This is a genomic window from Blautia sp. 210820-DFI.6.14 (assembly GCF_020558815.1).
Classification (GTDB): Bacteria; Bacillota; Clostridia; order Lachnospirales; family Lachnospiraceae; genus Blautia_A; species Blautia_A obeum.
Genome location: NZ_JAJCKS010000011.1, coordinates 1 through 18,620 on the forward strand (window position 1 = coordinate 1; position 18,620 = coordinate 18,620).

The following is an 18,620-nucleotide window of genomic DNA, read 5'->3' on the forward strand; positions in this document are numbered from 1 at the left end:
CTAGAGCACACGGTTCATACCCGTGGTGTCGAGGGTTCGAATCCCCCTCTCGCTATTTTGTATCATTTATATTGTATATGGCGAGATAGCTCAGTTGGCTAGAGCACACGGTTCATACCCGTGGTGTCGAGGGTTCGAATCCCCCTCTCGCTACTTTATCCTCTGTTTTACAGAGGATTTTTTTTGTTTGTCGTCAAATCTGCCATAAAAAATTTTGGCGTGAGCAACAGAAAAATTTGCATCTAGGAATTTGCAATAATTTGTTGTATGATATAGATTGCGTAATAAAACAAAAGAAAGGGGACATCAGACCGTGGCAAAGAAAATGCTCTTTGTGTTTAATCCAAAAGCGGGAAAAGGCAGGATTAAGATGCATTTACTGGATATTGTTGATATATTCAGCAGTCATGATTATGAGGTCATTATCCGCGCAACACAGGCACCGAAAGATGCATATGAAAAAGCAAAAGAATATGCGGACTCTGTTGATCTGATCGTGTGCAGCGGAGGAGACGGTACATTGGATGAGGTAGTTACCGGAATCACAGAGAAAAACAGTAATGTACCGATTGGATATATTCCGGCAGGAAGTACCAATGATTTTGCAAACAGTCTCTTTATGCCCAAAAGCATGGTGAAGGCTGCTCAGATGATCATGGAAGAAAAACTGTATCACTGTGATATAGGAAGATTTAACAGCCAGACGTTTGCATATGTGGCTGCTTTTGGTCTGTTTACAGATGTATCCTATGAAACAGACCAGGATCTGAAAAATGTTCTTGGACATGTGGCATACCTTCTGGAAGGGGTAAAACGACTGTTCGATATCAAATCCTACCATATGAAAGTAACCTCTGAAGAGATTCAGGTAGAAGATGATTTTATCGTAGGAATGATTACAAATTCCAGATCTGTTGGAGGATTTAAAAATCTTACTGGCAAAAATGTAGATATGAATGATGGGCTTTTTGAGGTGACACTGATCAGACATCCGAAGAATCCTCTTCAGTTGCAGGAAATCATGACTGCACTGGTGATGGCTGAGGACAACACGGACATGATCTATTCATTCAAGTCAAAGAAGCTTATGATAGAGACAGAAGAGGAAGTGCCGTGGACACTGGACGGAGAGTTTGGTGGTGATCACACTTATGTGGAGATTGAAAACAGGCATAAAGCACTGAACCTTTATTTAAAAAGTACCAAAACCAAAGAATGATCATAAGATCAAAACTGAGAAACATACAGCAAAGCATAAACCAAAGGAGATAGAAGATGTCAGACTACGTGAATGTAACCGAACTTTTCGGATGTGATGTATTCAATGACGCTGTCATGGAAGAAAGACTTCCGAAAAAAGTATACAAAGAGCTGAAAAAGACGATAGAAGAGGGAAAGGAACTTTCTCTGGAAGTAGCAGATGTCGTTGCTCATGAGATGAAAGAATGGGCAATCGAGAAAGGCGCCACACATTACAGCCACTGGTTTCAGCCTTTGACAGGAGTAACTGCAGAAAAGCATGATGCTTTTATCACAGCTCCAAAGGAAAACGGCAAAGTACTGATGAGTTTTTCGGGTAAAGAACTGATCAAGGGAGAGTCAGATGCGTCTTCTTTCCCGTCAGGTGGACTTCGAGCAACATTTGAAGCAAGAGGTTATACGGCATGGGATTGTACTTCACCGGCATTTGTACGTCATGATGCAGCTGGCGGAACTCTGTGTATCCCGACTGCATTCTGCTCTTATACAGGGGAAGCACTTGATCAGAAGACACCGCTTCTTCGTTCTATGGAAGCAATCAATACACAGTCTTTACGTCTTCTTCGCCTTTTTGGCAATACAACTTCAAAGAAGGTAACACCATCTGTTGGTGCTGAACAGGAATATTTTCTTGTAGATAAAGAAAAATGGCTGCAGAGAAAAGATCTTACATATACAGGAAGAACTCTGTTTGGTGCGATGCCGCCGAAAGGTCAGGAGATGGATGATCATTATCTTGGAACTATCCGTCAGAGAATTTCCGCATATATGAAAGAAGTAAATGAAGAGTGCTGGAAACTTGGAGTAACAGCCAAGACACAGCATAATGAAGTTGCTCCGGCACAGCATGAACTTGCGCCGATCTATGCACCGGTCAATATTGCTGCAGATCATAACCAGATCATGATGCGTATTCTTAAAAAAGTAGCAAGCCGCCATGGCATGCGCTGTCTGCTTCATGAGAAACCGTTTGCGGGTGTAAATGGTTCCGGTAAGCACAATAACTGGTCACTGACTACTGATGACGGAATCAATCTGCTGGATCCAGGAAAGACTCCACATGAGAATATACAGTTTCTTCTTGTGCTGACATGTATTCTTAAAGCTGTCGATACACATGCAGATCTTCTGCGTGAATCTGCAGCAGATGTTGGAAATGATCAGAGACTTGGCGGAAACGAAGCTCCGCCGGCTGTTATTTCCGTATTCCTTGGAGAACAGCTCGGAGATGTGCTTGATCAGCTGATCAGCACTGGAACGGCTACGCACAGTAAGAAAGGCAGCCTTCTGGAGACAGGTGTTAAGACTCTTCCTGATTTCATGAAAGATGCGACAGACCGTAACCGTACTTCACCGTTTGCGTTTACCGGAAACAAATTTGAATTCCGTATGGTAGGATCCAGAGATTCTATTTCTGAATGTAACGTTGTACTCAATACGATTGCAGCAGAAGCGTTCAAAGAAGCATGTGATCGTCTGGAAGCTGCCGAAGATTTTGATATGGCAGTACATGATCTGATCAAAGAATATGCAATTGATCATCAGAGAATCGTGTTCAACGGCAACGGTTATGCACCGGAATGGGCAGAAGAAGCAAAACGTCGTGGACTGCCGAATCTGCCGTCTATGGTAGATGCGATTCCGGCGCTGACTACACCAAAGGCAGTGAAGCTGTTTGAGGAGTTCCATGTCTTTACAAAGACTGAACTGGAATCCCGTGCAGAGATTCAATATGAAATCTATGCAAAAGCGGTTAATATCGAAGCGAAGACTATGATCGATATTGCAACGAAACAGATTATCCCGGCAGTGATCAAATATACGACTGTTCTGGCAGGTTCCATCAATGCAGTGAAAGCTGCAGGCCCGATCGATGTGAGTGTACAGATGGATCTTCTTGAGAAATGTACGGCACTTCTGAAGGATACGAACAGTGCAATGAACAGACTGTCCAAGGTCGTGGCAAAGGTTCCGGAGATTCCGGAAGGCAGAGAACGTGCAGTGTACTGCAAAGATGAAGTATGCAAGGCTATGACAGAACTTCGTACACCGGTGGATGAACTGGAAATGCTGGTGGACAAAGAAATGTGGCCGATGCCGTCTTATGGCGATCTGATTTTTGAAGTGTGATCTTCAAAGGAGAAATTTAAGTGAATGAATTGAAATTTCTGGAGGAGCAGGGTGTCTCCTCCTCTTTAATAAATAAAATTGTAAAGTTTCGGGAAGTATATCCCGTTTCTGATGAGGTGAAAAACAGAATTATCAAACCTGCAATTCCATTTTATGGAAAAGATATTCTGGAGATGGCCATTGCAGGGATCCTGCAGGGACAGAATCTGCTTCTGACCGGACCAAAAGCCACCGGCAAAAATATTCTGGCAGAAAATCTGGCATATATATTTAACCGGCCTTCTTATAATATTTCTTTTCACGTCAATACAAACAGTGGGGATCTGATCGGTACGGACACTTTTGAGGATAATGAAGTAAAGCTTCGAAAGGGAAGCATTTACCGGTGTGCAGAATATGGCGGGTTTGGAATCCTTGATGAGATCAATATGGCAAAAAATGATGCAGTCTCTGTTCTTCATGCAACGCTGGACTATCGGCGTTCTATTGATGTTCCGGGATATGACAAGATCGATCTTCATCCTGCAGCAAGATTTATCGGTACGATGAATTATGGGTATGCAGGAACAAAAGAATTAAATGAAGCACTTGTATCCAGATTTTTGGTTATCGACATGCCGGCACAGACGGAAGAAACGCTGGGATTTATTTTTCATCAGATGTTCCCAAATGCCAGAGAAAGTGCGGTAGAGCAGTTTGTTGGATTGTTTCTGGACTTGCAGCTGAAGGCACTGAACAGTGAAATTTCAACAAAAGCATTGGATCTTCGAGGACTCCTTGCGGCAATGAAAATCGTGGATGTGGGACTTTCCCCGGCAAAAGCTGTCCGAATGGGAGTAGTTAACAAAACGTTTGATGTATTCGAAAAAGAAATCGTAGAAGATGTGGTAAGTACCAGAATTCCATCGGAATGGACCAGAGAAGATGTATATGAATAATACAGAACCAGTTGAAATTGATGAATATCGCCTGGAACTGGAGAATAGGATCCGTAATCTGTTGTGGACAGTAAGCGGAGATTACCAACTGGATATGAAGCCTGACGTATCGCTTTTTCTCAGATCAAAGGCAATTGCACTGTATGATGGAATCAAGCAGGGCGCTCTTGCCAGATATTATGATAAGGATATGCTCGGGCTTTATCTTGTTAAAAAAATATTTCTTCAGGCAGGAGAGAATGAGCTGACGTTTGTGGCACAGCTCTGTATTGAAGAGGCTATAGGAGACAAGATCTGTGAAGAACGGCCGGGTATCCGTGATATGCAGAGACAGTGTATGGAGGATATTCTGGAACAGGAATTTGATATACTGCCGGATCTTAGAGATATTCCGGGAAGATTGAAAGTTGCAGTGCTCCGCAGAAGACTGAACAACGGAGAATGGCATGTGGAGAAAAAATTACAGCCATTTATGGAGTTGATAGAGAGAGCTGGTAACAGTACAGATACACTGGAACTGATCCGTGTGATCGATGAACTGTATAATCGATTAATGGATCCGAATTTTGAAAGTATGCATGGGACACTGGAACAGGTGCTTGCAGTGACGATGGAAGATCTTACGGAATATTCCTGGGAGGATTTTCTTTCAGAGGAAATGTATGAAGAGGTACTGGAAAGTTATGCAGAGCAGCTGACAAATTCTGTTTCCGGCCTTGAAAATTCTGCAGTTACAGAAGAAATGGAAGAAAAACGTCAAAAGAAGCGTTCGGTCAAAGTAGTTACTCCGGAGATGTTGGAGAAAGCTTACACATATGTGGAATTAAATTATGGAAAGTCTTATTTAAGTGAAGCAGAAGAGAAGAAGATCAATTATCAGATGTGCCGGGGAATTCACAGTGACTGCAGTCTGTACTTTACGGAGGGAATTCTCAAAAATCCGGTAAAAAGCAATTATCAGTACGAGTATGCAAAACGATTGCGAAACAAAAATATCTGGCTTTATCATGACAAACACAGGATCGTGAAACATAATATTACTGTCCTGACAGAAACACTCCGGAAATCTCTGGTACTCAGAAGTGAGACACAGACTGTTCTTTCGGATCGTGGAATGATCGTACCTTCCAGATTGTGGCGGATTGGCCGGACTAATGATGCAAAACTGTTTCAACAGGAACTGAAAGGAGAAATATCGGATTTTGTTGTGGATGTTCTGATCGATGCGAGCGGATCACAGATGAAGCGGCAGGGTGATGTGGCACTGCAGGCTTATATTATCAGCGAGGCACTGAGTAATGTTGATATTCCGTATCGGGTGATGAGCTTTTGTACCTTCTGGGATTATACGATCATGCATCGGTTTCGCAGATACGATGATCCGCGGTCAGAGAATGATAACATCTTTAATTATGTTACGTCTTCGAACAATCGTGACGGATTGGCCATAAGGACTGCCGGATATGATCTCCTTCAAAGAGAAGAAGAAAAGAAGATTATGATCATTTTGAGTGATGGACGTCCATATGATGTGATCATAAACCGACCGAATGCAAAAAATCCGGAGCCTTATCAGGGAAAGGCTGCAATCGCGGATACAGCAACAGAAGTGCGGCGTCTGCGTAATCTTGATGTCAGTGTTCTGGGGGTATTCGCAGGAGAGGAAAAAGATCTCGCAACGGAAAAAAAGATATTTGGTAAGGATTTTGCTTACATCCGTGATATTGCGAACTTTTCGAAAATTGTCGGCAGATATCTGACAAAACAACTGGAAATTGATGGATAATAGACAAAAATGTGCAACATTTCCAAAAAGTGTTAAATAAAACGAACGAAAATATAAAAAATTCATAAAATCGCCCTTGATAATCAACATGAAGTCGGTTATAATGGTATGAGGTTAATAGACCAAAAAAAATAAGGGAGAGGAAATCAATGAACGAAAACAAAGAGTTCAAACCGTATATTCCTGCTGAAAAAGTAACCGCAGAAATGACGGTAACATCTGTGATCATGGGTGTCATCCTTGCTATCGTATTCGGTGCAGCTAACGCATACCTCGGACTTCGTGTCGGTATGACTGTTTCCGCATCCATTCCGGCAGCAGTTATTTCTATGGGTGTTATCCGTGTCATCATGAAGAAAAACTCCATTCTGGAGAGCAACCTGGTGCAGACGATCGGTTCTGCCGGTGAGTCACTTGCAGCAGGTGCTATTTTTACAATGCCTGCTCTTTTTTTATGGGCAGAAGAAGGTCTCTGTGATAAACCGAGTCTGGTTGAGATCACTCTGATCGCACTTTGCGGTGGTGTCCTTGGTGTACTTTTCATGGTACCGCTTCGTAACGCTCTTATTGTTAAAGAGCATGCGACACTTCTTTATCCGGAAGGAACTGCATGTGCAGACGTACTTCTTGCAGGTGAAGAGGGCGGCGCAAACGCTTCTACTGTATTTTCCGGTATGGGACTTGCAGCAGTCTTCAAATTTGTTGTTGACGGTCTGAAGGTTATCCCGGCAGACGTTTCTGCAGCATTTACATCCCTTAAGGGTGAGATTGGTATGGAAGTATATCCGGCACTTCTTGGTGTTGGTTATATCGTAGGACCACGTGTAGCATCTTTCATGTTCGTAGGTTCCATTGTCGGATGGCTCGTGATCATTCCGATGATTTGTCTGTTCGGACCAGACACATGGCTGTATCCGGCTGATCCGGGTGTGACTATTTCACAGCTGTATGCGGCTGGCGGTGCGGCAGCAATCTGGAGCAAATATGTTAAATATATCGGAGCAGGTGCCATCGCTACAGGTGGTATCATTTCCCTGATCAAATCCATGCCACTGATCATCAGCACATTCCGTGATTCCATGAAGAGCATGAAGGGCGGATCCGTAAAAGGAACTGCAAGAACAGACAGAGATCTTCCGATGAATTTCATTCTGATCGGTATCGTTGCAATGGTAGTTATTATCTGGGCAGTACCGGCTATTCCGGTTAATCCGCTTGGAGCACTCCTTATCGTAATCTTCGGATTCTTCTTTGCAACTGTATCTTCCCGTATGGTAGGTATGATCGGTAGCTCTAACAACCCGGTTTCTGGTATGGCAATCGCTACACTTCTGATCTCTACAATTGTGATCAAGAGCAGCGGACAGACTGGAATCGATGGTATGAAAGCAGCAATCGCAATTGGTTCTGTTATCTGTATCATTGCAGCAATCGCCGGTGATACTTCTCAGGACCTTAAGACAGGATACCTTCTTGGTGCAACTCCTAAGACACAGCAGATCGGTGAGCTGATCGGTGTTGTTGCTTCCGGTCTTGCAATCGGTGGTGTTCTGTATCTTCTGGATGCAGCATGGGGATATGGTGGAGCAGAAGTTCCGGCTCCTCAGGCAGGTCTGATGAAGATGATCGTTGAAGGTATCATGGGTGGAAATCTTCCGTGGGCACTTGTATTCATCGGTGTATTCCTTGCAATTGGTATGGAAATCTTAAGAATTCCGGTAATGCCATTTGCAATCGGTCTTTACCTTCCAATTTATCTGAATGCAACCATCATGATCGGTGGTGTTGTTCGTATGTTTATGGATGGCAGAAAGAACGTTGATGAAAAAACAAAGAACGATCAGGTTACAGATGGTACACTGTACTGTGCTGGTATGATCGCCGGAGAAGGTCTGGTAGGTATCGCACTTGCTATCCTTGCAGTTGCTGGTATCAGCCTGGATGTATCCGGAGTTGTTAACTTTGGCAACATCGGTGGTGTTGTTCTCATGATTATCATGATCCTGACACTGCTGAAATTCTCCTTATGGAAAAAGAAAAAAGCCTGATGAAAAAACAGAGTAAAAAAAGCAAAAAACAAAAGATAGAGATTAATTATCTGGATTTAATTCCAGTCAGATCAGAAGAGCTTCACTGGCACAAGGATATCAAGGGACGCGTGATTCTGGATGTGGAAAATACAGGATGGTTCAACAAGATTGCACAGACTGTATTCAACAAACCGCAGTACACCAAGGTGCATCTGGATGCTCAGGGTACTTTTATCTGGCCTCTGATCGATGGAAAACGTACGGTGACCGATATCGCGGCGCTGGTAAAAGAAGAATTTGGTGAAGCGGCAGAACCGCTTTATCCAAGAATTATCAAATATTTCCAGATTGTTGAGAGCTATCATTTTATTAAATTTGCAAATATGCCTTCCAAATAGGGCAGACTAAGAACGGGAAGCAGCGAATCGCTGTATCCCGTTCTTTTAGGTTAAGGGATACTTTATTAAGATATAGAGATATAGCAACAGAGAAAGGAGTACTTATGAAAATTGCTGGAAAAAAACCCTGGTATCTGGAATATCTTCTTATTATTGTCGGAACCGGACTTATGGGAACCGCGATCACTTCCTGTTTTGATGCAGCAGGAATGGTAACCGGTGGCTTCTCTGGTATTGCAATTCTGGTAAAGGCCTGGACAAAAGGTTTGTATGGAAATGGAATTCCACTCTGGATAACAAACCTGATTCTGAATGTTCCATTGTTTCTTCTCGCTACTAAAATAAAAGGTTTTGCTTTTGTAAGGAAAGCACTGCTGGGAGATATTTCACTTACAATATGGCTTGCCATTCTTCCTGCCTGGAAACTGTCTGAAGATTTTCTCCTTGTCGCGTTATATGGCGGTCTTCTGCAGGGAATTGGAATTGGATTTGTATTTCTCGGTGGTGGAACGACTGGCGGAACAGATATGCTGGCTGCAATCATCCAGAAATATCTGCGACATTATTCTATTGCACAGATCATGCAGTTTATAGATGGTGCGATAGTTGTTGTGGGTATGTATGTGTTTGGTGTGGAACGTGCTCTTTACGCGATCATTGCAGTATTTCTTGTTACAAAAGTGTCGGATGGTATCATTGAAGGTTTGAAGTTCTCCAAATCTGTTTATATTATTACGGACAAACCGGATGAGGTTTCCAGAATGGTCATGGAAGATCTGGATCGTGGAATTACCGGTATTTCTGCAAAAGGGATGTATTCCGGTGAGGACAAGCTGATGCTGTTCTGCGTAGTCGGAAAGAAGGAACTGGTACATTTGAAAGAGAAAATTGATGAAATTGATGAGAATGCTTTTGTCATTGTTGGGGATGCACGAGAGGTACATGGGGAAGGTTTTATAGAAAAATAGGAATTTTATACAAAAAAATGCAAAAAAATTAAGTTTTGGTCTTTCATTTTTGGTAATTTTATATTAAAATAACAGATAACGAAGGAAAGCTATGGGGAAAAAGGAGAAATACGCATAAAAAGGCGGGAAGGGATGTAAGCAGATGATATCAAATCAGGTACTACAGAATACACTAGAGGGATTAAAAGAAATATCCAGGACAGAATTCTGCATTATTGACACAGAGGGGAAAGTCCTTGCAACAACTTTTGCAGATTTTTCAATTCAGCCGGGGGATATACAGGCATTTGTGGAATCCCAGGCAGACAGCCAGCTTGTGAAGGGATTCCAGTATTTTAAAGTCTGTGATGACTACCAGCTGGAATATATACTTGTGGCACATGGTGACGATGAAGACACTTATATGGTTGGCAAGCTTGCAGCATTTCAGATCCAGAATCTGATCGTTGCATATAAAGAAAGATTTGACAAAGACAGCTTTATCAAGAATCTCCTTCTTGATAACCTTCTTCTGGTAGATATTTATAATCGCGCGAAGAAACTGCATATTGATGCAGATGTTCGTCGTGTTGTTATGATTCTGGAATTGCAGCAGGAAAAGGATCACAGTTCCATGGAGAGTGTGAAAAGTTTCTTTGGCGGCAAGAGCAAAGACTTTATCACAGCGGTCGATGAAAAGAGTATCATCATTGTTAAGGAACTGGAAGATGGCGAAGGTTATGCAGAGATGGATAAGCTTGCCCATGCAATTTTGGATACCCTTGGGCTGAACCAGAATGAAGAGACTCATATTGCATATGGAACGATCGTAAATGAACTGAAAGAAGTTTCCCGTTCCTATAAAGAGGCAAGAATGGCGCTGGATGTTGGCAAGATCTTCTTTGGCGAAAAAGATGTTATTGCTTACAGTTCGCTTGGAATCGGACGTCTGATCTATCAGCTTCCAATTCCGCTGTGCAAAATGTTTATCAAAGAAATTTTTGAGAATAAATCGCCAGATGATTTTGACGAAGAAACACTGGTTACTATTGACAAATTCTTTGAGAACAGCCTGAATGTTTCAGAAACATCCAGACAGTTATATATCCACAGAAATACACTGGTCTATCGTCTGGATAAGTTACAGAAGAGTACCGGATTGGATCTTCGTGTATTTGAAGATGCGATTACATTCAAGATCGCACTGATGGTCGTACGTTATATGAAGTACATGGAAACGCTTGAATATTGATCGCACGTCGATATGAAAATTTTGTGAATTCAATAAAAATGCTTGCATTCCAGCATAATATATGTTACAACATTGTTACGAAATGTTAATAAACTATACCGCAGGATGCAATGAAATGCTGCCGGGATTCTGGCAGCATTTTTTATGGAGTCCAGAGAGACATATTTGTTTTAGGCAGTTGCAGCACTTTTGGACCGGATATAGATAGAGGAGGATATTATGGAAACGATGATCGATCTGATTGATGTGACAAAATCGTATGGTAAAGGCCTTCCGGCTGTGAACCATGCTAATTTGCACGTAGATAAAGGAGAATTTGTTTTTGTAGTAGGAAGCAGTGGGTCAGGAAAATCTACACTGATCAAACTTCTTATGAAAGAACTTGATAGTACAAGTGGACAGATGATAGTCAGCGGTGAGCGTCTGGAGAAGATGAAACATCGTCGAGTTGCGAAATACCGTCGTAAGCTTGGTGTAGTATTTCAGGACTTCCGTCTTCTGAAAGACCGCAATGTATACGAAAACGTTGCATTTGCACAGCGTGTTATCGGGAGACCAACGCGAGTGATCCGCAGACGTGTCCCGGAGGTCCTTCAGGAAGTAGGACTTGCTGAAAAATACAAATCCTTCCCGGATGAGCTTTCTGGTGGTGAGCAGCAAAGAGTGGCGCTTGCCAGGGCACTTGTAAATCGTCCGGATATCCTTCTGGCTGACGAGCCGACCGGAAACCTGGATCCGAAGACTTCTGAAGAAATCATGAAGCTTCTGGAACAGATCAATGAGCGTGGTACGACTGTGCTTGTGGTAACACATAACAAAGAAATCGTTAATCAGATGAAGAAACGAGTGGTTACCATGCATGACGGCGTGATCATCAGTGATGAGAAAGAAGGAGGATATCATGAGGCCTAGTACAATCTGGTATACCCTCAAACAGGGTATCAAAAATATAAAAAGAAACTGGATGTTTTCCATTGCATCTATTCTGACCATGGCAGCCTGTATCTTTCTGGTAGGTGTATTTTATTCACTGGTAACAAATGTAGATAATATTGCACAGAAAGTAGAGCAGGAAGTTCCAGTCACTGTTTTTTTTGATGAGGGAACGACTGAAGAACAGATGCAGGAAGTCGGCAATCTGATCCAGGCACGTCCGGAAGTGGAACGAGTTGAGTTTGAATCAGCAGAGCAGGCATGGGAGAACTTTAAGGATAAATATTTCCAGGGATCTGATGCGGCAGAAGGATTTAAGGATGACAACCCGCTTGTCAATTCTTCAAACTATCATGTATACCTGAACCAGATCGAGAAACAGACAGAGTTAGTAAACTATATTCAGGGGTTGGAGCATGTGCGAGATGTTGAGCAGTCTGAACAGGCAGCAAATACGCTGGGAAGCTTTAACAAGCTGGTTTCCTATGCATCGATCGTGATCATTGCGCTCCTTCTGATCATTTCTATTTTCCTGATCAGTAATACCATTTCTGTTGGTATTTCTGTTCGTAAAGAAGAAATTGGAATTATGAAATACATTGGAGCAACGGATGCATTTGTCCGTGCACCGTTCCTTCTTGAAGGTATGGTCCTTGGAGTGATCGGTGCAGCGATTCCACTGGTAGCACTGTATTTCCTGTACAATAGTGTTGTTGAGTATATCCTGAATAAATTCAGTGTGCTTACAGGTGTGGTTGCTTTTATTCCGGTATGGCAGATTTATCAGATACTTCTTCCGATTGGACTTGCTCTTGGAATTGGCATTGGTTTCATTGGAAGTATGATGACAACAAGAAAACATCTGAGAGTGTAATTGTGAAAGTGCAAGGTGTGAAATAACCATCAGGGAGCATATAAGTAAATAAAAGAAAAGCGGCATGGGACTTTAAGTTCTGTGCCGCTTATGTTATATTTAGATACCAGGGTTAAAGGCACGAAAATTAACAATACAACAGGAAAGGCAGTCGTAATGAAGCATAAAGAATACGTGACAGGAGTTGTGACAGGAGTTTTGGCTGCTGCACTTGCAGCAGGTGGGTTAAACTATGTACATCAGAATCAAAGTGGGAGTGTTCTGGCGGATTCAGCGCACGTAGAAAAAGTAGAATATCTGGAGAAACTGATCGATCAGGAATATCTGGGGGATGTTGATCAAGATAAACTGGCAGAGGGAATTTATGCAGGACTGATTTATGGCCTGGGAGATGTGTATTCCAGATATTATACAGCGGAGGAATATGCGCAGGAGACCGCAACAACAGATGGCTCTTATGTAGGAATAGGGGTATCTATCCAGAAAAATAAAAATGGTGGCGTACAGATTGCAGAGTGCTACGAGGGCGGTTCGGGAAAGAAAGCCGGACTGATCGTAGGAGATGTGATCACTGCGATTGACGATACCGATGTTACGGATATGGAACTCTCTGAGGTAGTCAGCCTGATCAAAGAAAATAAAGACAAAAACATTGTTCTGACCGTCCAGAGGGAAGATGAGGAGACACCTCTTCAGATCACTGTAGAAGTAACAGATGTGGAACTTCCGGCCGTATTCAGTGAAATGCTGGATGATGAGACCGGATATATCCAGATCACGCAGTTCACAGGCATTGCACCACAGCAGTATAAAGATGCTTTTGTGGATCTAAAACAGAAAGGAATGCAGAAACTGGTAGTAGATCTTCGTGATAATCCAGGTGGACTTCTGACGTCAGTATGTGAGATATTGCGGGATATTCTTCCAGAAGGACTGATTGTTTATACTGAGGATAAGGATGGAAATCGGGAAGAAGAGACTTGTGATGGCAAAAATGAACTCCATATGCCATTGGCTGTTCTTGTCAATGAGAGCAGTGCCAGTGCTTCGGAAATTTTTGCCGGTGCGGTCCAGGATTATGAGATCGGAAAGATTGTCGGAACAACAACTTATGGAAAAGGCGTTGTGCAGGAGCTGAGACAGCTTCGTGATGGAAGCGCAGTGAAACTTACTGTTTCAAACTATTATACACCAAAAGGAAATTCTATTAATAAAGTAGGAATCAAGCCGGATATCGAGGTCAAACTTGCATCAGAACTGTTGAATAAGACGGAAATCAGTCATGAGGAGGATAACCAGCTGCAGGAGGCTTTAAAAACGCTGCAATAGATCAGCACGTAAGATAAAATTAACAAATTTAAAAAAAATGTAAAAAATACTTGCTTTTTATTCAATTATTTCTTAAAATATATAAAGGCTATTTTGTATAAGGAAGGGAATGATTTCATGAATAACACAGACAAGTACAAAAGAGACTTTGCCAGAGTCCTGACACTTCTTATGCTACTGGCTGCATTATTTGTAACAGACATTCCGGTAAGTGCAGATACGACAGACAGTGCCACTGTTTCAAGCATCAGTGCAGTTACCGAGAAGGCAGAGATAAAAGCTTCCAGCAATACAGCACTTAAGATCAGCTGGGAGAAATGCCCGCTTGCACAGGAATATGTGATCTACAGAAGAGAATCTACAAGAAAAGCATTCAGAAGAATAAAGAAAGTCAGCGCCAGCAGGACAAGCTACATTGATAAAAGACTGACCTCAAGCAAACCGTATCAGTATGCAGTGCGTGCGATACGTAAGGAAAATGGGAAATATGTATACAGCAGATATCTTATGGTAACAGGTGCTACACGTCCTGCAACCGTGAAGACAACGATCAAGGCAGCTTCCAGTTCAACGATGAAAGTGACATGGAAGAAGAGCTCGAGAGCAGATGGTTACCGTATTTACAGAAGACCTGCTGCCGGAAAATGGGTTCTGGTTGCTGATGTGGCCAAAAATCTGACTTCATATACAGATACAGGCTTGAATGCAAGTACGAAATATGTGTATACAGTACGCCCATATAAAAAAGGCGGTAATGTAAAATATATGTCAGCCGTGAAGCTGAGTAATAAAGCATCAACGCCAGCGGCACCCAAGGTTACGCCGTCAGGCAACACATCAAACAGTAGTGTTATGTCAAATACCAGGTTTACTGCAGCACAGAAGGATGTCATGAAAAAAATCCTCTATGCGGTGGAAACAGGTGGACAGGTTTATGGAAATCAGAAATATGGTGATTTCACAGAGGCTTTTACAAACAGCAGTACAGAGTATGCGATCACAATTGGTGCAGGTCAGTGGTATGGTACAGAAGCGCAGCGTCTTCTGAAACTGATTCATGCAACGATGGGAGAGGATGAGTGGAATAAGATCGATACAGGAAATCATTATGTATGGACAGCTATATGTAATGAAGACTGGACAAAATATCGAATTCCCAAAAGCTCCTGGAGAGCAAGAGTTATTGTAAAACTGCTTCAGACAGATGTTGGAATCAAATGTCAGGACCAGCTGATGTATCAGCAGATCGACGAATATGAAGCAGAAGTACGGAAACTTGGTGTATCGGATCCACAGGCTGTAGGGATGTTTATCAACATCCGTCATCAAGGTGGATACGGAGCTGTTACGCGAGTCCTTGGAAAAACTGCAAAGCCGGTTAATCTGATCAATGTGTACAGAGCACTTGCCACAGATTCCGGTGGACAGGTAGGTACATATAAGACAAGGCAGGCAAAAGTATATCAGTGGCTGCTGACATACATGAAATAATAAGAATACATTAAGGCTGATCTCGCATGAGAGATCAGCCCTTTCTTTTTGTGAAAATCCATTGCGTATGGCAAGTGTAAAATGTTATAATGATGTAGAATTTTTGCAGAATGCAGGGAGAAAAGAAATGATTTTAACTGAAGATAAGATCTATACCATGTCACTGGAGACGGAATCTGTCAATCGTGACAGCGGATTAACAAATAATACGATAGAATTGGAATTTACAAACAAAGAGTTATTACATGCAATTGTTACCTGTGGAATGCCGATCCAGAGACTGACAGCTGCATTTCCGGAGAAGAAACGTTTTGAATTCTTATACAAACTTTTTCTTGTAGAAACAGCTCTTGATGCAGAGGGAGACCGCCTGAAAAAATCAAAGAAGATCGCATATCTGGATTCTTCTGAAAAGAGTGTGATTTCCTACTATATGGGAATGTTTTTTACAAAGATGATCAGTCGCCGACTGTATGGATCTGAGTACCTGACAAATCTGAATCTGATTGAGACACCGGATCACAAAGAATTTATTGATTTTTTTGCCAGTGAATGGCGCCCAGAGATGATAGGCTACAGACCGGATGCTGATGCCTGGAATGTCTGGGAAGCAAAAGGTGGAAGCAACTACAGAGAGCAGGCTCTGAAGAAAGGTGCTGACCAGCTGAAGGCAATTGGCACTGTAAATGGGGTGCGCCCGGATCCGGCGGCAGTCTGCATGACCTATTATGATCATGGCTATCTCTGCGGAATATTGAGAGAACCGGAAGGCAATACAGAAGGGGAACAGTTGAAGTTCACTGAGGAGGATTTTTATAAGGCATATTATGAACCAATCTGTGAACTTTTTCTGGATAAAGGCAGCAACCTCAGATTACATGATCTCTATGCGGAAGTATCACTGGAAGTGCCATATTTTACAGAAAATTACAGAGAACCGGATGAAAGAAAGATATGTATTGGAATTTCCAGAAAATTATTGAACTGTCTGATGGAAGAAGATTATTCTGCGGTAGCTGAAATAAGAAAAAATGTGCAGGAAGAAATCTGTCCGGATGGTGCTTATATGGGTGCAGATGGTATTTTTATAAGATAAAGAAGAACAGATAAATAAGGATAGCGAAAGAGAGAGTATTCAGTGCTCTCTCTTTTTTCACAGACGGGAAGGCAGAGCATTTCGCAGTGGAAAAGATAATTTTTTTTAAATACAAAGGAATCAAATATTGTAATCGAGTCATTGATATGGCATAATAAATATGTATGAGGTTAAAAATAAGAAAAAACAAAGTTAAGAAAATGTAAAAAAATACTTTACAGAAGGAGCTGTTCCGAAAGAAATACAGAGCTGACGGGACGGCCACAGAGGAGAAAAAAATGGCAGTATTTTCAATGATCTTATCTTTGCTCTCAGGAGTAGCATTATTTCTGTTTGGAATGTCTTTGATGGGAGACGGCCTGAAACTTGTAGCAGGTAATAAGCTTGAGGCATTTCTGTACCGTATGACCAATACTCCGCTGAAGGGAGTTGCACTTGGTACTTGTGTTACCAGTGTTATCCAGTCTTCTTCAGCAACTACCGTTATGGTCATCGGTTTTGTTAACTCCGGTATGATGAAACTGAAACAGGCGATCGGTATCATCATGGGAGCAAACATCGGAACCAGCATTACAGGATGGATCCTGTGCCTGTCCTACATTCAGGGCTCCGGTGGTATTGCAAGTATTCTTTCTACTGCAACCATTTCAGCAGTAGTCGCAGTCATTGGTATTATTCTTCGTATGTTCTGCAAAAGATCCGTACATAAGAATATCGGAAACATTATGCTTGGTTTCGCAATTCTGATGACGGGTATGCAGACCATGAGTGGTGCTGTTGCACCGTTGAGAGAAAGCCCGGTCTTTATTGACATGCTGACGATGTTTTCCAATCCGATCGCAGGTATTCTGGTAGGTATTGCTTTCACGGCCGTATTGCAGAGTGCATCTGCGACAGTCGGTGTACTGCAGGCACTTTCCGTAACAGGAATCCTGACATTTGCCAGTGCATTCCCGATCGTCCTTGGTATCGGTGTTGGAGCAGCCTGTCCAGTTCTGATCTCTGCAATCGGAGCTAATAAGAATGGTAAGAGAACTGCACTCATCTATCTGATGAATGACTTATTCGGTCTGATTTTGTGGTCTATTATCTTCTATACCGCAAATGCTATCGTGCATTTCGGATTTATGGATATGATCATGACCCCGGTAACGATCGCAGCACTGAATACCGTGTTCCGTGTAGCTACAGTTGTTGTTCTGTTTCCATTTATTCCGAAGCTTGAAAAACTGGTGTGCATGCTAGTGAAAAACAGTGCAGAGGAACTGGAGGATGAGGCAGACTTCGATCTTCTGGAAGAACGTCTGATCAATTACCCGGCACTTGCAATTGCTCAGTGTCACCGTGCGATGAACGGCATGTCCAAAAAACTTCGCAAGAATGTCAACAGAGCCATGAATCTTCTGAATGATTATCAGCAGGATAAGTACGATAAGGTTCAACGTAAAGAAGATCTGATCGACAAGTATGAGAGCCGTCTGGGAGAATATCTGATTCAGCTTACCAAACGTGAGATGAATACAGCACAAACAACACAGGTTTCTCTGTATCTGCATACGATCAATGACTTTGAGAGAATTGGTGACCATGCTTCCTATATTGCACATATGGCAAATGAAATGCATGATAATCATACACAGTTTTCTCAGGCAGCCTGGGATGAACTGAATATCGTTATGGAGGCAGTTCGAGAGGAGATCAATGTCACCTGTAATGCATTTATGAAAGATGACAAGGAAGCAGCTCAGAGAGTTGCACCTTTAGGGGCTGTGATCACAAACCTTTGTGACGAGTTAAAGATGCACCATGTAGAACGTCTCAGTAAGGGAGAATGCGGACTTGAGGAAGGAACCGTTTTTAACGACATCCTGAACAGCTTTGGCCGTATTGCAGCGCACAGCGCAAGCGCAATGACCGCACTCTTAAAGAGCGGTGATACAGATGCGGATCCGCATATCCATGATTCCAAGATCTATCCGACAGACAGCTGGGAGTATTACACATATTTCAATGAGTACAGACAGAAGTATGATGTGATTGCTAATGCTGAACATGTTTTAAGCATGGAACCGGAAGAGGTAGAATAATAAAAATAACAGAGTAAACAGAAATTACAGAGCAGGATTAGAAATGCTCTGTAATTTTTTTGTATGGAT

Annotated in this window: 14 protein-coding genes and 1 tRNA gene; all 15 read left to right on the top strand. The window is 42.3% G+C overall.

Going from position 1 to position 18,620, the window contains the following annotated elements; translation table 11 throughout:
- Positions 1-79: 79 nt before the first annotated feature.
- The 15 genes from LI112_RS09695 (at position 80) to LI112_RS09765 (ending at position 18,551) form a co-directional block, all read left to right on the top strand.
- Positions 80-153: transfer RNA gene (locus LI112_RS09695), tRNA-Met, on the top strand.
- A 160-nt stretch (positions 154-313) separates the two neighbouring features.
- Positions 314-1,219, top strand: coding sequence for a diacylglycerol kinase family protein (locus LI112_RS09700; protein ID WP_022388140.1), 906 nt, complete (start codon positions 314-316; stop codon positions 1,217-1,219).
- A 56-nt stretch (positions 1,220-1,275) separates the two neighbouring features.
- Positions 1,276-3,390 (top strand): glutamine synthetase III, encoded by a 2,115-nt coding sequence (locus tag LI112_RS09705; protein WP_005424721.1) that lies wholly within the window; start codon positions 1,276-1,278, stop codon positions 3,388-3,390.
- Positions 3,391-3,410: 20 nt separating this feature from the next.
- A complete protein-coding gene (locus tag LI112_RS09710; protein ID WP_117592765.1) occupies positions 3,411-4,328 on the top strand; it encodes an AAA family ATPase in 918 nt (305 codons plus the stop codon).
- The gene (locus tag LI112_RS09715; protein ID WP_171030245.1) at positions 4,321-6,114 is read left to right on the top strand and encodes a nitric oxide reductase activation protein; all 1,794 of its coding nucleotides are present in this window, start codon (positions 4,321-4,323) and stop codon (positions 6,112-6,114) included. Before LI112_RS09710 ends, LI112_RS09715 begins: the two co-directional genes overlap by 8 nt.
- Before the next feature lie 149 nt (positions 6,115-6,263).
- Positions 6,264-8,162 (top strand): OPT family oligopeptide transporter, encoded by a 1,899-nt coding sequence (locus LI112_RS09720; protein WP_005424727.1) that lies wholly within the window; start codon positions 6,264-6,266, stop codon positions 8,160-8,162.
- Positions 8,141-8,542 carry a PqqD family protein gene (locus tag LI112_RS09725; protein WP_227190644.1) on the top strand — a complete coding sequence of 134 codons (402 nt, stop codon included), beginning with the start codon at positions 8,141-8,143 and terminating at the stop codon, positions 8,540-8,542. Before LI112_RS09720 ends, LI112_RS09725 begins: the two co-directional genes overlap by 22 nt.
- A gap of 104 nt (positions 8,543-8,646) precedes the next feature.
- Positions 8,647-9,510 (top strand): YitT family protein, encoded by an 864-nt coding sequence (locus tag LI112_RS09730; protein ID WP_055065964.1) that lies wholly within the window; start codon positions 8,647-8,649, stop codon positions 9,508-9,510.
- A gap of 142 nt (positions 9,511-9,652) precedes the next feature.
- Entirely contained in the window at positions 9,653-10,741 is a 1,089-nt protein-coding gene (locus LI112_RS09735; RefSeq protein WP_005424730.1) for a CdaR family transcriptional regulator, read from the top strand.
- A 228-nt stretch (positions 10,742-10,969) separates the two neighbouring features.
- Positions 10,970-11,653 carry a cell division ATP-binding protein FtsE gene (ftsE, locus tag LI112_RS09740; RefSeq protein ID WP_044925660.1) on the top strand — a complete coding sequence of 228 codons (684 nt, stop codon included), beginning with the start codon at positions 10,970-10,972 and terminating at the stop codon, positions 11,651-11,653.
- Positions 11,643-12,548 carry a permease-like cell division protein FtsX gene (gene ftsX / locus LI112_RS09745; protein WP_117592769.1) on the top strand — a complete coding sequence of 302 codons (906 nt, stop codon included), beginning with the start codon at positions 11,643-11,645 and terminating at the stop codon, positions 12,546-12,548. The genes ftsE and ftsX overlap by 11 nt, the downstream gene beginning before the upstream one ends.
- A gap of 156 nt (positions 12,549-12,704) precedes the next feature.
- On the top strand, positions 12,705-13,877 hold the full coding sequence (locus LI112_RS09750) for a S41 family peptidase (RefSeq protein WP_173904311.1): 1,173 nt from the start codon (positions 12,705-12,707) through the stop codon (positions 13,875-13,877).
- A gap of 117 nt (positions 13,878-13,994) precedes the next feature.
- On the top strand, positions 13,995-15,368 hold the full coding sequence (locus LI112_RS09755) for a fibronectin type III domain-containing protein (RefSeq protein ID WP_173904312.1): 1,374 nt from the start codon (positions 13,995-13,997) through the stop codon (positions 15,366-15,368).
- Between the two features lie 127 nt (positions 15,369-15,495).
- Positions 15,496-16,464, top strand: a complete 969-nt coding sequence (locus tag LI112_RS09760) for a hypothetical protein (protein ID WP_005424739.1) — start codon at positions 15,496-15,498, stop codon at positions 16,462-16,464.
- A gap of 278 nt (positions 16,465-16,742) precedes the next feature.
- Positions 16,743-18,551, top strand: coding sequence for a Na/Pi cotransporter family protein (locus tag LI112_RS09765; RefSeq protein WP_005424740.1), 1,809 nt, complete (start codon positions 16,743-16,745; stop codon positions 18,549-18,551).
- Positions 18,552-18,620: the final 69 nt, after the last annotated feature.